Annotated in this window: 16 protein-coding genes; 9 read left to right on the top strand and 7 right to left on the bottom strand. The window is 61.4% G+C overall.

Annotation, left to right across the window (positions count from 1 at the left end):
* Nucleotides 1–92 precede the first annotated feature (92 nt).
* Complete coding sequence (locus PG900_RS15660; protein ID WP_270831781.1) at nucleotides 93–572, top strand: MarR family winged helix-turn-helix transcriptional regulator; 480 nt, start codon at nucleotides 93–95, stop codon at nucleotides 570–572.
* 48 nt (nucleotides 573–620) lie between these two features.
* Here the strand turns inward: PG900_RS15660 and PG900_RS15655 are convergent, their stop codons facing one another.
* A complete protein-coding gene (locus tag PG900_RS15655; protein WP_011707437.1) occupies nucleotides 621–1,202 on the bottom strand; it encodes a YjaG family protein in 582 nt (193 codons plus the stop codon).
* 162 nt (nucleotides 1,203–1,364) lie between these two features.
* Here PG900_RS15655 and PG900_RS15650 point away from each other — a divergent pair, with 162 nt between their 5' ends.
* Complete coding sequence (locus tag PG900_RS15650; RefSeq protein ID WP_017411249.1) at nucleotides 1,365–2,309, top strand: D-2-hydroxyacid dehydrogenase; 945 nt, start codon at nucleotides 1,365–1,367, stop codon at nucleotides 2,307–2,309.
* A gap of 66 nt (nucleotides 2,310–2,375) precedes the next feature.
* Here PG900_RS15650 and mepM read toward each other — a convergent pair whose 3' ends face one another.
* Nucleotides 2,376–3,713 carry a murein DD-endopeptidase MepM gene (gene mepM, locus PG900_RS15645; RefSeq protein ID WP_016352056.1) on the bottom strand — a complete coding sequence of 446 codons (1,338 nt, stop codon included), beginning with the start codon at nucleotides 3,711–3,713 and terminating at the stop codon, nucleotides 2,376–2,378.
* A 260-nt stretch (nucleotides 3,714–3,973) separates the two neighbouring features.
* On the opposite strand from mepM, the gene PG900_RS15640 reads away from it, so the two are divergent.
* Both PG900_RS15640 and PG900_RS15635 read left to right on the top strand, forming a co-directional pair.
* A complete protein-coding gene (locus PG900_RS15640) occupies nucleotides 3,974–5,266 on the top strand; it encodes a LapD/MoxY N-terminal periplasmic domain-containing protein (protein ID WP_270797889.1) in 1,293 nt (430 codons plus the stop codon).
* On the top strand, nucleotides 5,266–6,207 hold the full coding sequence (locus PG900_RS15635) for a TAXI family TRAP transporter solute-binding subunit (RefSeq protein ID WP_270831780.1): 942 nt from the start codon (nucleotides 5,266–5,268) through the stop codon (nucleotides 6,205–6,207). Before PG900_RS15640 ends, PG900_RS15635 begins: the two co-directional genes overlap by 1 nt.
* Here the strand turns inward: PG900_RS15635 and PG900_RS15630 are convergent.
* Both PG900_RS15630 and znuA read right to left on the bottom strand, forming a co-directional pair.
* Nucleotides 6,202–6,876: a transglutaminase-like cysteine peptidase gene (locus PG900_RS15630; RefSeq protein ID WP_045788979.1), complete on the bottom strand. Its 675-nt coding sequence runs from the start codon at nucleotides 6,874–6,876 to the stop codon at nucleotides 6,202–6,204. The genes PG900_RS15635 and PG900_RS15630 overlap by 6 nt on opposite strands.
* 85 nt (nucleotides 6,877–6,961) lie before the next feature.
* A complete protein-coding gene (gene znuA, locus PG900_RS15625) occupies nucleotides 6,962–7,876 on the bottom strand; it encodes a zinc ABC transporter substrate-binding protein ZnuA (RefSeq protein ID WP_049046015.1) in 915 nt (304 codons plus the stop codon).
* Between the two features lie 94 nt (nucleotides 7,877–7,970).
* Between znuA and znuC the strand changes: the two genes are divergently transcribed.
* Together znuC and znuB are read left to right on the top strand one after the other, a co-directional pair.
* The gene (znuC, locus tag PG900_RS15620; RefSeq protein ID WP_017411255.1) at nucleotides 7,971–8,735 is read left to right on the top strand and encodes a zinc ABC transporter ATP-binding protein ZnuC; all 765 of its coding nucleotides are present in this window, start codon (nucleotides 7,971–7,973) and stop codon (nucleotides 8,733–8,735) included.
* 21 nt (nucleotides 8,736–8,756) lie between these two features.
* Complete coding sequence (gene znuB, locus PG900_RS15615) at nucleotides 8,757–9,536, top strand: zinc ABC transporter permease subunit ZnuB (RefSeq protein ID WP_011707445.1); 780 nt, start codon at nucleotides 8,757–8,759, stop codon at nucleotides 9,534–9,536.
* A gap of 90 nt (nucleotides 9,537–9,626) precedes the next feature.
* Here znuB and PG900_RS15610 read toward each other — a convergent pair whose 3' ends face one another.
* Entirely contained in the window at nucleotides 9,627–10,544 is a 918-nt protein-coding gene (locus PG900_RS15610; RefSeq protein ID WP_270797887.1) for a LysR substrate-binding domain-containing protein, read from the bottom strand.
* Nucleotides 10,545–10,635: 91 nt separating this feature from the next.
* Between PG900_RS15610 and PG900_RS15605 the strand changes: the two genes are divergently transcribed.
* Nucleotides 10,636–11,493: a DMT family transporter gene (locus tag PG900_RS15605; RefSeq protein WP_011707447.1), complete on the top strand. Its 858-nt coding sequence runs from the start codon at nucleotides 10,636–10,638 to the stop codon at nucleotides 11,491–11,493.
* A 10-nt stretch (nucleotides 11,494–11,503) separates the two neighbouring features.
* On the opposite strand, the gene PG900_RS15600 is transcribed toward PG900_RS15605, so the two are convergent.
* Nucleotides 11,504–12,085, bottom strand: coding sequence for a uracil-DNA glycosylase family protein (locus PG900_RS15600; RefSeq protein ID WP_102987937.1), 582 nt, complete (start codon nucleotides 12,083–12,085; stop codon nucleotides 11,504–11,506).
* A 102-nt stretch (nucleotides 12,086–12,187) separates the two neighbouring features.
* Here PG900_RS15600 and rarD point away from each other — a divergent pair, with 102 nt between their 5' ends.
* Complete coding sequence (gene rarD, locus PG900_RS15595) at nucleotides 12,188–13,096, top strand: EamA family transporter RarD (RefSeq protein ID WP_270797886.1); 909 nt, start codon at nucleotides 12,188–12,190, stop codon at nucleotides 13,094–13,096.
* Here rarD and PG900_RS15590 read toward each other — a convergent pair.
* Nucleotides 13,078–13,812, bottom strand: a complete 735-nt coding sequence (locus PG900_RS15590; RefSeq protein ID WP_043119440.1) for a substrate-binding periplasmic protein — start codon at nucleotides 13,810–13,812, stop codon at nucleotides 13,078–13,080. The two genes, rarD and PG900_RS15590, sit on opposite strands and share 19 nt — an antisense overlap.
* Nucleotides 13,813–13,856: 44 nt before the next feature.
* On the opposite strand from PG900_RS15590, the gene PG900_RS15585 reads away from it, so the two are divergent.
* Nucleotides 13,857–14,267, top strand: coding sequence for a GIY-YIG nuclease family protein (locus PG900_RS15585; protein ID WP_270797885.1), 411 nt, complete (start codon nucleotides 13,857–13,859; stop codon nucleotides 14,265–14,267).
* The last annotated feature ends 208 nt before the right edge of the window (nucleotides 14,268–14,475 follow it).

Below are 14,475 nucleotides of genomic sequence, written 5' to 3'. Positions count from 1 at the left end.
AGAAATCATTACAGTAAAAACCATATTGACCTTGTGACGAATTAGGCGGAGAATTTTGCGCCTCTCAACAGCCCCTCGACGATTCGTTCCCCATGGAAAAACATGATGAAGTGCTGGTCGCCCTGCGCCAGATAATTCGTGCCATCGACATGCACTCCAAGCGCTTGATCAAGGAGGCCGGCCTGACCTCGCCCCAGCTCTTGCTGCTCAAGGGGATCGACGAGCTGGGCCAGATCTCCATGCGCCAGCTGGCGGATCACACCAACATGAGCCAGGCCACCGCCACCACCATCATGGACCGCCTCGAGAGCCGCCAGCTGGTGCAGCGCATCCGCAGCGAAACCGACAAGCGCAAGGTGCATGCGACGCTGACTGACGCAGGCCGTGCCCTGCTGGCCCAGGCGCCCACTCCGCTGCAGGAGCGCTTCATCCAGCGCTTTCAGGCACTTGAGGTCTGGGAACAGACCCTGTTGCTCTCTTCCCTGCAGCACATCTCGGCCATGATGAATGCCGACGAGATAGACGCGGCCCCGGTGCTGAGCGTCCGGCCCCTCACCGAGGAGCGGGCATAAAAAAAGCTCCCGAACGGGAGCTTTTTTTATGGGCCGGGAAGAGTGTGCTCACTCTTCCAGACTGATGCCGATATTGGAGACACCATCCTGGGCCGCAAAGGTGCGGATAGCCAGAATGCGGTCGCTGTCGCGCTCATGGGCAACCCGTTTGAGCAGCTCGACCTGGAACTCCAGCTCGGCTTCCATGTATTCGTGCTCGTAGAGCTCCTCGTCGGTGAGGTCGCGCTCTTCCAGCATCTCGATGAAACCGGCCACGGTACCCACCGACGCATGGCTGGCATCGTTGGCCTCTTCACCCACCCGGCAGATCACCGAGTTGTAGGCACAGCCCAGCGCCACGCAGGCATCCAGCGCCGGATAGGCACCGTAGGACTCGAATTTGCCAGGCTCGGGAATATAGACTTCAAACGCCTCCAGGATCGCCCCCAGATTGACGCGAGAACCCTTCACCGTCAGGTAATTCCACATCTGATCCAGGGCGTGGCGAAATGCCTTCGCATCCCCGAAACCGGAGGCCTGGGAAAACAGCGCATAGTTGGGGTACATGCGCTCTGCCAGCGCCAGGGTGTAGACGGTCTGTTGCCAAGGCTGTAGCTCGGCCAGTCGCTTATAAAACTTGTCACCAAACACTGGAGTCGGATCCTTTGCAAAATGTGGGGCAGATTGTAGCCCACGAGGGGCCGCGCGAAAACGAAAAAGCGGCCTGGTCGGCTATGTTGGCCGGTCAACTCGGGTAAGATGAGGGCAGAGCGGCCTCTCTCCCGCGCCGCAAATCTGATAAGGAACAAGAGTATGAGTCAACGTACCCTTCTTTTGCTCAGCCAGGACAATGCTCACTACGAGCGCCTGCTCAAGGCGGCCCACCTCCCCCATTTGCGCATTCTGCGGGCCGACAACCAGGGCGAGGCCGAAAAATTGATCGGCGAAGCCCACATCCTGATGGCAGAGCCGGCGCGGGCCAAACCGCTGCTGGCCAAGGCCGGCAAGCTCAGCTGGCTGCAATCCACCTACGCCGGGGTCGACGTGCTGCTGGATGCCAGCTGCCGCCGCGACTATCAGCTCACCAACGTGCGCGGCATCTTCGGCCCGCTGATGAGCGAATACGTGTTCGGCCATCTGCTCAGCCTGATGCGCCAGCTGCCGCTCTATCGGGAGCAACAGAAGCAGCGGTTGTGGCAAAGCCACCCCTATCACGGCCTCAAGGGACGCACCTTGCTTATCTTGGGCACCGGCAGCATAGGCCAGCACATAGCCCACACCGGCAAGCACTTCGGCATGAAGGTGCTTGGCATCAGCCGCAGCGGCCGCGAGCGGGCCGGCTTCGATCAGGTGTATCAGCTGCCGGCCCTCAACAAGGTGCTGGCACAGGCCGATGTCATCGTCAGCGTCCTGCCCGCCACCCGTGAGACGCATCACCTCTTCACCGCTCCCCGTTTCGAACACTGCAAACCGGGCGCCATCCTGTTCAACGTGGGGCGCGGCAACGCCATCCACGAGGGTGACCTGCTCACGGCGCTGCGCACCGGCAAGCTGGGCATGGCAGTGCTGGACGTGTTCGCACAGGAGCCGCTGCCCGCCGACAGCCCGCTCTGGGGCCAGCCCAACCTCATCATCACGCCGCACAACAGCGCCTACAGCTTCCCCGAGGATGTGGCTCAGATCTTCGTGCGCAACTACATCCGCTTCATCGACGGCCAGCCGCTGGACGGCAAGATAGACTTCGACAAGGGCTATTGATGGCCATCAGCCAATAAAAAGGCCCCGCCAGAGTGGCGGGGCCTTTGTGTTTCGGCGAGAGAGGCATCAACCGGCCTCCATCTCCTTGCGATAGCTCTTCACCTTGGCGAGGAACTGGCGCTTCTCCTTGCCGGAGAGCGGTTCCGCCATCGGCAGCTTGACCTTCATGGCATCGACCGGACGGTTGTTGATCCGCACCTCGTAGTGCAGGTGGGCACCGGTGGAGCGACCGGTGTTGCCGGAGAGCGCAATCTTGTCACCCATCTTCACCTTCTGACCCGGCTTGACCAGCAGCTTGCTCAGGTGCAGATAACGGGTCATCAGGGTACGACCGTGCTTGATCACCACATAGGTGCCGGCCAGCGGGTGGCTGGTCGCCTTCAGCACGACGCCGTCACCGGTTGCCATCACGGGGGTGCCGACCGGCAGGGCAAAGTCGGTACCCTCATGGGGGCGTACCTGGCCGGTGATCGGGTGACGGCGGTTCGGGTTGAAGCTGGAGCTGACCCGGTAGCGGCTGTGGGTCGGATAACGGCGGAAGCCGCGCTCCAGGCTGTTGCCTTGGCCATCGTAGTAGTTGCCATCTTCAGACAACCAGGCAGACACGCTCTGGCCCTGGCTGAACACTTCCACCCCCAGCAACTGGGTATTGCCGGTGCTCTTGCCCTCAACCGTCTCCTGGCGCACCAGCACCTTGAACTTGTCGCCCTTTTTCAGATCCTTGGCGAAGTTGAGCCGCCACTGGAACAGGTTGGCAATCTTCTGGATGTGGTTGGCCGGGATCCCCGCATTGCGGGCACTGACGTAAAAGCTGCCGTTGATGACCCCGTCATACCCTTTCTTCTGCCACTCCACCTCTTCGTTGAGCATGTTGGCGCTGTAGGTGTCATCGGTGCGTTCCAGGATCAGGGTCTGCTTGATGTTCAGACGAATCTTCATCTGCTGCAGTATGTTGTCCTGATCGATCAGCAGCTCGATGGTTTGACCGGGCTTGAGACGTGCCAGATTGTTCTTGGTATCGGCATCCAGCACCTTGTAGAGGGTGGTGGTGGAGAGACCCAGGTTGTTGAAGATGGTGGTCAGGTTTTCGCCGTTTCGTACCCGATAATCCTGCCACTGGGGGGTGGCATCGGTCGGGATGTCATCTTCCGGGGTCGCGGCTTCCACCAGCTCGTGATCCGGGATGTCGTTGAAGTCCGTATTGTCTTCGTTGGTTGCGGTGCCGTTGGTGGCAATAGGCAACTCCAGACGCAATGGCCGTTCCAGGATGTCACCCGGCGCTGGCAATATGGCTACCGCTGACAGCGTCATGGCGGTCAGCAATAGCATGGCGTAAAAGTGTTTGCGGGGAACCGGGGGTTCCCAATTGGCGGCCTGCGCTACCAAGGGACGGAGACGTTTCATCCGCTATCCTGTCATTAGATCTAAGGGTGTTAGTGGTCAGTTTGTTTGTTATGAAACCGTATAAAACTGATTGTTTGACCTAAATACTCACAATTAGTTCATAGCAATCTGCATGAACCTCACATTTTATGCATAACATTCCTTTATGGGCAGAAATGATCGTCTTTTTTAACCATTTTTTTCCTATTTTTAAGAGCCGGGTCCGCTCGCATCAGACCCAAGGTTTCAGCATGTTGCGATAACTTTTCCATGGGGTGGATATGTCGTTAGCGAAACTGTTAAATAGAATCATCCTGATCTTGTTCCTGGTCGGGGCCATCCTGCTGTTCATGCTGGAGGTCACCACGGTACGCCAGTCCATCCTCGATCAGATGTCTGCCAATCTGGAAACCGCCATCACGGCCCTCGGCCTAGTGCTGCAGGGCACCCTGCTCAACGATGACAAGGTACTGGCCGAAACCATCGTCAACGCCATGTTCGACGGCGGCTTCGTCAGCGCGGTCACCCTGCTGGATCCCGATGGCCAGGTGCTGTTTCAGAAGGTCTTTCACACGGCGCAGCAAAACGTGCCGACCTGGCTCCCCTCTGTTATCGACATGCCGCCGGTAAAAATTGAGCAGGAGCTGACCGATGGCTGGCGCATGCTGGGCACCCTCACCCTGGAAGGACACACGGGTTATGCCTACCAGCACCTGTGGAATGCCATCAGCCGTACCGGCACGGCACTGCTGGCCGGTCTGCTGGTATTCACCCTGGTGATCTCCTGGGTCTGCAACCGGCTGCTGCGCCCGCTCGAGCAGATCAACCAGCAGTTGGTGAAGATCCGCAAGCGCCAGTTCAGCGGCAATCTGGCCTCCCCCTGGCTGCAGGATCTCAAGGAACTGGTGGCCTCGGTCAACCAGCTGGTGTCCGAACGAAAACGGGATCTGCTGCAACAGCGGCTCAAGATCAGCCAGCTCAGCAAACAGATCCCTTTACCAAATCAGCCGCTGCAAACCCTGACAGAGGCGGGAGAAGGCCTGCTGCAACAACATTTCTTCTCGACCCAGGGCAGCATTCGCCTCTACAGCCGCCTCATTCCAGAGGTCACCCCCTCGCTGGACAGCTCGCCAGACGAGATCCGGCACCTGCTCGATCTCTGGTTGCACCACACGGTCGAGGGGCTGCAACTGCCGCTCAGCCTGCTTGGCCATGCTGACTGGACGCAATTTTCCGCCCTGCTGGCCAAGGGCAGAGGCAAGACCCTCGACTGGCGCTGGGATCAGGAACATGTGCCACCCCTTGCCCAGGAGCGGCTGGCCGCCTTGCAAGAACAGGGCGTGGAGATGGCGTTCAGCGCCATCCCGATGACCAACGAGACCTTCAATCAACTCGACCCCATCAACCCTGTCTTCATCAGCTGCCAGCCAACCCAGGCCTCGCTCTACTGGAATCTGGTGGCCCAGTGCCTGCACAGCGCGGGCTACACCCTGCTGGCAGAGGCCGGCGACATTCAGGATATCGATACCCTGCGCAACTGGGGCATCGATGGCTACGCCAGCAAGGAGGCATGATGAACAAGACCGGATTGTTGCTCACTCTGCTGTGCCCACTGCCGCTACTGGCCGACACCATGACCATCGCCACTGGCGGTGAGCAGGGGATCTATCACCAGATCGCCAAAGAGTTCTGCCGGCTGGCCAACAAGAGCGATGCCGGATTGCAGTGCAAGCTACAGGCGACCTCGGGCTCCATCGAAAATCTGCGCCAACTGAAAAGTGGCGAGACCCGCTATGCGCTGGTGCAGTCGGACTGGCTTTACCAGGCCAGTCACGGCCTGGGTCCGTATGTCAGTCAGCCGCAGCCAGAGCTCAGAGCCATCTTCGCCACCCACGCTGAGCCTTTCACTATCGTGGTAAGGGCCGACGGCGATATCACCAGCCTGGAGCAGCTCAAGCTGGCCCCCATCGACATGGGGCTCAAGAGCTCAGGCACCCGCCAGACGGCGCTCGCCCTGTTCAACGTGCTGGGCACCAAGGAGCAGGATCTCGATCTCAAGAGCGTGGCCAATCTGGCCGAGTCTCTGTGCAGCAAGCAGATCGATGCCTATGGCCTGGTGATGGGTCACCCCAACCGCATCGTGCTGGATACAGCCAAACGCTGCGCCGTGCGTTTTCTGCCGATCGAGGGAGCTACCCGGGATCAACTGCTCAAGGGGGTGAAGTACTACCAGCGCAGTCAGGTGCCTGCTCGCATCTACCCGGGCAACCTCAAGGCGACGCCGACCTTTGCCATCGCAGCTACCCTGGTGACCACCGCCAGCACGCCGGAAGCCGATGTTTACCGCCTGAGCAAGGCCATGCTGACCCAGCAAACCAAGTTCAATGAGCAGACCTACGGCTACGCCAACCTGTTCCATCAGGCACGCAATAAGACCGGCCCGGTGCTGAGCATCGACCAGCATCCGGGCGCGGCCAAATATTTCGAGGAGTTGAAAACCGTGGGCAAGCTATAGCTCGCGGCGGGGGGAGCGCAGTTGCTCGCTGGAGAACCGGGTCTTCATCGACGTCCACTGCGCCAACCTGTCGGCACTGCCTGCCAGCGTCCCTTCACGGCGGGACTTCATGATCCAGATGCTTTTGGCATCAAAGCTGTAGACGGGGATAAGGTCGGTTCGCTTGCTGCCGGGCAGGATCCGGCTGTTGATGTTGTCTAGCACCATTGGATCCGACTTGGGGGTCGCGAAGTAGAGCGTCACCATGTGGAACTGGTTGTAACGCACCGCCTTGACGTAGGCCAGCCGCAGCTTCTTCTCGTCCACCCCCAGCTCCATCAGGGTGTAGTACTTGGAGATGCTGTAATCCTCGCAGTCGCCACCGCGGGCGCCGATAAACTCCAGCGGATTGGCCCAGTAATCTGCTTCTCCCCACAACCTGGGATCATCGCTGTAGGTCAGGTTGTTGAAGTAGTTGTTCACCAGCTCGATCTTCTGCTGATCCGTGGTACCGGCCCTGGGCGTGAGCAGGCGCGAAAATGCCTCGGCCCGCTGAATGGCACGACCACCATACACTTCCTGCAATTTTGCCCGCAGCTCGGGGCTGGCGATGTATTCGGAGAGGCGGGATGCCTGCACGCTGGCGCAGCATAGTGCCAACGTGCAGGTGGAAACGAGCAGCCATTTCATACAAGACACTCCCTGTCAGATGCTGGAAGTCAGTATAGTTGGCTGCGCTCGTCCCATCGATGAGCACCACGGCTCGACGGGTCTGTCAGCGGCACTCGGCGAAAGCGTCGGCCAGCTGCTGCATGAACCGGGGATAGCCATCCGGGCCAAGCGGCACCTGTTCACCCACTTCGTCCAGCAGCAGCACCTTGGCACCGGTATTGCGGGCCACCGACTCGATCACCGCCGGCGAAAATTGCGGCTCGGCATAGATGCAGCTCGCCTTTTTCTCTTCCAGCGCCTTGCGGATCTCCACCAGGGTCTTGGCGCCAGGGCGTCGCTCCGGGCTCACGGTAAAGTGGCCCTTGGAGCTCATGCCGTAGTGGCGCTCCCAGTAGCCATAGGCCTCATGAAACACGAAGTAGCCCTTCTGGTTCACCGCCTTCATCTGCTCGGCAATCACCTTGTCCTTGGCCTCTACTTTGGCCTTGAACGCCAGCAGGTTGGCGCGATAACGCTCGGCGTTGGCAGGATCCTGCGCGCTCAGGGTTTCGCTCAGGGCATTGGCAATGACCAGCGCCTGGGTCGGCCCCAGCCAGATGTGGGGGTCGACGCCCTCGTGGTGGTGCCCCTCATGACCGTCATGGTCATGGCCTTCATGCCCCTCGTCGGCGTGTTCTTCGTGGCCGGCCTGCTTGCTGTAATCGAACAGCGGCATCCCTTCGACCCGGGTCAGGGTCAACACATGGGCATGCTTGGCCAGCGGTTTGGCCATGAAGCCTTCCAGCTCGGGGCCGACCCAGACCACCAGGTCGGCCTCATTGATGCTGCGAATGTCGGAGGGGCGCAGTGAGAAATCATGGGGCGAGGCGCCGGTCGGCAGCAGCACCTTGGGCTCGCTTACGCCATCGGTGATGGCGGCCGCGATGAAACCCAGCGGCTTGATGGTGGTCAGCACCTCGAGGGCACGGACAGGCAGACTCACCGCCAGCAGGGCAGTGATCAAAGCAAGAATTCGCATAGAGATCTCGTCAGGAAGTGTGTGTGTGATAATATAACAAACCAACGTTATTGTTATATTATCACTCTCACAGGCTGTAAACCCCGGAGCTGTCATGACCCAACTGGTGGAGCTGAAAGAGGTCTGTCTTTCATTTGATGGACGATCCGTGCTCGACAAGGTCTCCTTTACCCTGAACAAAGGCAAAATCACTACCCTGGTAGGTCCTAACGGGGCGGGCAAGAGTACCCTGAGCAAGCTGGTACTGGGCCTGCTCACGCCGGATTCGGGCCAAATCACCCGCAGCCGCGACCTGCGGGTCGGCTACGTGCCCCAGCGCCTCTATCTGGATCCCACCCTGCCGCTGACGGTGCGCCGCTTCCTGCAGCTTGGTAAGAATGGCCGCCTCTCCATCGAGGAGGCGCTGAACCGGGTCGGTGCGGAAGATCTCTTGGACAACCGGATGCAGAAACTCTCCGGCGGCGAGATGCAGCGGGTGCTGCTGGCCCGCGCCCTGCTGGTCAAACCGGAGCTGCTGGTGCTGGACGAGCCGGTGCAAGGGGTGGACATCAACGGCCAGATCGAGCTCTACGCCCTCATCAGCCAGCTGGCCGCCGAGTTCAACTGCGCCGTGCTGATGGTCTCCCACGACCTGCACCTGGTGATGGCCAGCACCCACGAGGTGATCTGCCTCAACCGCCACGTCTGCTGTCACGGCGAACCGGAGAGCGTGGCTCGCCACCCCGAATTTGCCCGTCTGTTCGGCCGACCGGAGCAGGAGGTGCTGGCGGTCTACACCCACCATCACCACTGCGACGGCGAACACCATCATCATGAACCGCAGGCCCCCGTCATTCGCCTGCCCTCCCGCAATCAATAACGTACCCGACAGGATCATCAAGTGGACAGCTTTCTGTTATACGCCCTCGCGGCCGGCCTCGGCATCGCCCTGCTGGCCGGCCCCCTCGGCAGCTTCGTGGTGTGGCGCAAGATGGCCTATTTTGGCGACACCCTCTCCCACGCTTGCCTGTTCGGCATCGCGCTCGGCATCCTGCTGCAGGTGGATCTCACCCTGGCGGTGGTGGTCTGCTGCCTCGCCATGGCCATGCTGCTGGTGATCATGAGCCGCAACCAGCAGGTGGCCACCGATACCCTGCTCGGCATCCTGGCCCACAGCGCCCTGTCGCTCGGTCTGGTCACCTTGAGCTTCATGGACAACGTGCGGGTGGATCTGATGGCCTACCTGTTCGGTGACCTGCTCTCGGTACAGCCGATGGACCTGCTCTGGATCTATGGCGGCGGCGCCCTGGTGCTGCTCACCCTGTGGCGGCTGTGGGATCCCCTGCTCTCCATGACCATCTCGGAAGAGCTGGCGCGAGTGGAAGGGGTAAGAGTTGATGTACTGCGCTGCGTGCTGATGCTGCTGATTGGCTTGGTGATCGCGGTGGCGATGAAGTTCGTCGGGGCGCTGATCATCACCTCCTTGCTGATCATCCCTGCGGCAACGGCCCGCCGCTTCAGCCGGACACCCGAACAGATGGCCGGCTTTGCCGCCCTCATCGGCTGCCTTGCCGTGCTCGGTGGACTGCTGCTCTCCTGGTATCAGGACACCCCGGCCGGCCCTTCGGTGGTGGTCTGTGCCACCAGCCTGTTTATCCTGAGCCAGTTCAAAAAAGCCTGAACCTAAGTGGCCTGAGCCCTGCCGTCAGGCCACTCCATATCTCGGCCCTTCGCTGGCTCTCCGCCACCAATCTGCTCGTGCTGAGCCTATTCAAACACGCCTGAGCGGTTCATTCTCGCCGGGGCGCAGGCTGGCTTGCGCCTCCTGCCAGAGCCACTGGCGCAGCCGGCTGATGGCGGGTTCATGGACGCGTGAACGCTTGCAGACGAAATAGAAGTTGTCCCCGGTCTCGAGTGCATGCAGCGGCAGTCGCACCAGACCGGGATCCTCCGGCTGCAGCATATAGTCGTTGATGAGCGCCACCCCCTGATCCCAGTTGGCCGCCTCCAGTGCCAGCAGAATGTGGCTGAAATGGTGCATCCTCGCCTCGGGGGCGATCGTCAGCCCGCCCACGTCGGCCCAGCGCCGCCAATCCTCCCCCTTCTCCTTGTAGATCGCCTGGATGGAGAGCAGCGGCAGTTGCCACAGAGCTGCGGGCCACTCCCCCTCCACCTGCTGCCACAGCCGCCGGCTGCACACCGGCATCAACCGCTCCCGATAGAGTAGATCGTGCATATAACCGGGCCCCTTGGGGGAGACGGTGATGAAGCAGTCCGCCACCCGATCGGAGAGTTCGGGATCCTCCGCCACCATCTCCAGACTGAGATCCAGCTCGGGATAGAGCTGGCGCAGCCCCGCCAGCCGCGGGATCAGCCACTTCACCGCAAACGAGCTGTAGACTGCAAGCCTGATCCGCATTTCGCCGCCGCCGCGCAGCTGCTCGCAGCTCTGGGCAATCTGGCCGAGCCCGGCGGAGATCCCCTCGAAATAGACCTCCCCCTGCGCCGTCAGCGACAGCAGCCGGCCCTGGCGCAGCAGCAACCGTTCACCCAGAAAATCCTCCAGCAGGCGGATCTGGTGGCTGACCGCACTCTGGCTGACGTTGAGCTCAACCGCGGCGCGAGAAAAGCTGAGCAGGCGGGCAACCACTTCGAAGTATTGAACGGCACGCAGGGGGGGTAGCTTCATTATCCAAAATTCTCATGCATGGTGATTTTTTATCATTTTACTGGATAACGGCCCACGGGCTACCCTTCCCTCATCAAACATGGGAGGTGGTATGAATGCAGTGGGGATCGGCATCCTTTATCTGGTGCTGGGCAATATGGTGGCGGTCTTTTCCGACGCGCTGGTCAAGGTGCTGGAGCCGGACCAGCCGGTGTTCCAGTTCGTCTTCTTCCGCCAGCTCTCCGCCGCCATCCTGCTGGCTCCCTGGCTGCTCTGGTCATGGCGTCGCAACCCGCCGGTGGCGCTCAAGTGGCATCTGCTGCGGGCCCATATCTGGGCCGTCGGCGTCTGCCTGATGGTGATCGCCCTCACCCGACTGCCGCTGGCCACCGCCAACGCCCTCTTCTATGCGGCGCCGCTGATGATGGTGCCGCTGGCGGTGTGGCTGGCGGGGGAAGCGATCTCGCGCCAGAAGGTGCTGACCGCCTTCATCGGCTTTGTCGGGGTGCTGATCGTGCTGCGCCCCACCGAGGTGAACTGGGCGGCGCTGGCGGCGCTCGGGGTGGCGCTCTCCATGGCGCTCAACAATCTGCTGATCAAGCGGATCCCGCTCCAGCAGCCCATCGCCCAGACCCTGTTCTTTACCAACGTGTTGAGCATGCCCTTCATCATGGCGCTGGCCTGGTGGGAAGGGGGCGACTGGCAGTGGCAGATGTGGTGGCCCGCCTTCGGCTCTTCGGCGCTGATCATGGTCTATGCGGGATTGTGCGTGGTGGCCTATCGCAAGGCGGAGGCGAGCAAAATCGCCTCCGCGGAGTACACCGGCCTGCTGATGGCGGTCGCCATCGGGGTATGGCTGTTCGATGAGCAGCCGGGCCTGCCGCTGCTGCTGGGGTGCCTGTGCATCATACTGCCGCTCATCGCCATGGCCCGCAGCAAGCCCAAACCACAGGTCGAACCGGCGCTCTAGCCAACGAGGGTCACCCCAGCAGTGGGGCGACCCTTTGTTGCAGATGGGGGATCACATCCTGCTCGAACCAGGGGTTCTTCTTGAGCCAGAAGGTATTGCGCGGTGACGGATGCGGCAGCGGCAACCAGGCCGGGCCGTAGTCCGCCCAGCTGCGTACCGTCTCGGTCAGCGACCCTTTCGCCGCATCCCGCAGGTAGTAGGCTTGCGCATACTGGCCGATCAGCAGGGTCAGCTCTATGTTGGGCAGCAGCATCAGCACCTTGTCGTGCCAGGTGGGTGCACATTCGGGGCGCGGCGGCAGATCTCCCGACTTGCCCTTGCCGGGATAACAGAGCCCCATCGGCATGATGGCGATACGGGATTCATCGTAAAAGGTGGCCTTGTCCACCCCGAGCCACTGGCGCAGGCGATCGCCGGAGGGATCGTCCCAGGGGATGCCGCTGGCATGCACCCGGGTGCCGGGCGCTTGGCCGATGATCAGCAGACGGGCGCGCTCGCTGCCACGGATCACCGGTCTGGGCCCGAGCGGCAAGTGTGCCTCGCACAGGCGGCAGGCCCGGATCTGTTCAAACAAACTGTCGAGTCGGTTCATGGGCCCGATAGTAGCAGAGTTTTCCGCCGGATCCTGCTTGTGAAAGATTCAGCAGATACTTATCATGCAATCACATTTGTTTAATTTAATAAACGGAGCGAGATGAAGAACTGGATGGGCACCGGCAGCGCGGCCCTCTCATTCGTGCTGTGGGGCATGCTGCCCCTCTATTACCAGTTCATGACCGCAGTCAACATGTGGGAGCTGCTCTCCCACCGGGTACTCTGGTCGGCGGTGCTGCTGGGCCTTCTGTTCCTCCTCATCGGCTACCGGGTGCCCTGGGCGCGGCTACGCAGCGAACCGCGCCAGCTCGGCCTCATCCTGCTGGCCGGCCCCGTCATGTCCATCAGCTGGTGCATGTTCACTTGGTGCCTCACCACAGGCCAGGTGCTGGCCACCAGCCTCGCCTTCTTCATGACGCCGCTGTTCAACATCGTGTTTGCCGTGTTGTTCCTCAAAGAGAAGCTCACCCCGCAAAAACACCTGGCGGTGGCACTGGCGCTGGCGGGGCTGGCCTACATGCTCTTTTCTTACGGCCAGCTGCCCTGGTTCTCCCTCATCATGGGGGCCAACTTCGCCCTCTACGGTCTGCTCAAGAAGAAGGTCCACTATGACGCCGGCGTCAGCCTCTACCTCGAGGCTCTGGTGCAGCTGCCCGTCGCCCTGCTGATCATCGGCGCTCTGGCGGTGAGCGGTGCCAGCCAGTTCGTGGCCGGTGACTGGACCGAGCGACTGCTGCTGATGGGCAGCGCCCCCGCGACCCTGTTGCCGGTGGGGCTGTTCTGCTACGGCATGATGCGCACCCGCATGAGCACGGTGGGGCTGTTGCAGTACATAGAGCCCAGCCTCGCCTTCCTGCTCGCCATCTTCTGGTTTGGCGAGACGCCGGATCCGGTGAAATCGGTGGGGTTTGCCTTCGTCTGGGCCGGCCTGCTGGTGAGCCTGCTGCCGCTGCACAAGCTCGGGCGCCATCTGCGCCGCAACGCCGACGCTCAGGGTCTGCCGCGGTAGGATTCCAGAATGGCGTGCCACTTGGGATCTCGGTCCATCTGCTCGGCGATGTCATTCAGCCGGCTGTGCAGTGCGCTGCGGGATTTTGGCAACAGGATGTGGCGGGTATAGCTGGACTGGGCAAAGGGCGAGACGAACAGCTTGCCCTCGAAGGCCGGGTCATGGGTGAAGAAAGTGAGCGCCGAGCCCGGCACCAGGGTCACGTCGATGCGACCGCGCACCAGCAGGCTGAAGTTGGTCTTGACCTTCTTGGCATCGACCCGCACCAGATCGCCCCTGGCCGCCGCCTCGTCGATGCCCTGATAGCGATACCCCTCGATGCCGCCGAAGCTCATCCCCTTCAGTGAGTCGGGCCCGCGATAGATGACCGGCCTGGCGACGCTGGAGATGAGCTCGTTGGTATCGCGCATGATGGGAAAGGTCCAGAGGTAGAGCTCGCGCTGGGGATCCCCCACCCAGGCGGGATTGACCCAGGCCACCAGGCCATCGAAGCCGGGGTCCGACATCTCCAGCGCCAGTCTGGCCCGATTCACCAGCCAAAGTTCCAGCCTGGGTTCTCCGCCAAGCTTTTCATTGAGATACTTGACCAGATCCCGGCTCAGACCGGTCTGCTCCCCGGTCATGAAGGGGGGGTGCTGATGATAGTCGTAGAGACGCAGCGTCTCGCCATGAGCCGATATCGACAGCAAACACCACAACCACCACCACGCTCGCATCGCACCTCCTTGAGCTGCTCTTGAGTGTGGCACAGAGAGATCGAATGAGAGAACCTGCTCCCGGCGCCGAACCGGCTGCCAGTCCGCCCGCCAGCCACTGGTTCATTTACATGGTGCGCACCGCCAGCGGCCTGCTCTATACCGGGATCAGCACGGACCCGGTCCGCCGCCTGCATCAGCATCAGAGCGGCAAGGGATCCCGCGCCCTGCGTGGCAAAGGGCCGCTGACCCTGGCATGGCAGCAGGTCATCGGCGAGAAAGGGGCGGCGCTGCGCCTCGAATACCGGCTCAAGCAGCAGAGCAAGGCCTTCAAGGAGCAGCTGATCACCCAGCCGGAGCGCTGGCTCGCCTGCAGCCAGTCCTGGCTGGCCACCGCCCAGACACAAAAAAGGCCGCGGTATGCAGCGGCCAAGGAAGGATCCGATAACAGGGAGTGTCAACGGCAGGTTGATTAACCTGCTTGCGCCGGCTGCTGAAACCAGCACGCCACCACCCAGACACAAAAAAGGCCGCGGTACGCAGCGGCCAAGGAAGGATCCGGTAACAGGGAGTGTCAACGGTAGGTGTTGATTAACCTGCTTGCGCCGGCTGCTGAAATCAGCACGCCACCAGCAGACGCAAAAAAGGCCGCTGTACACAGCGGCCAAGGAAGGATCCGGTAAC

The organism is Aeromonas sp. QDB03, from assembly GCF_027707985.1.
Taxonomy (GTDB): Bacteria; Pseudomonadota; Gammaproteobacteria; order Enterobacterales; family Aeromonadaceae; genus Aeromonas; species Aeromonas hydrophila.
The sequence above is the reverse complement of the archived record's forward strand: the minus strand, read 5'-3'. Positions and strand labels throughout refer to the sequence as shown.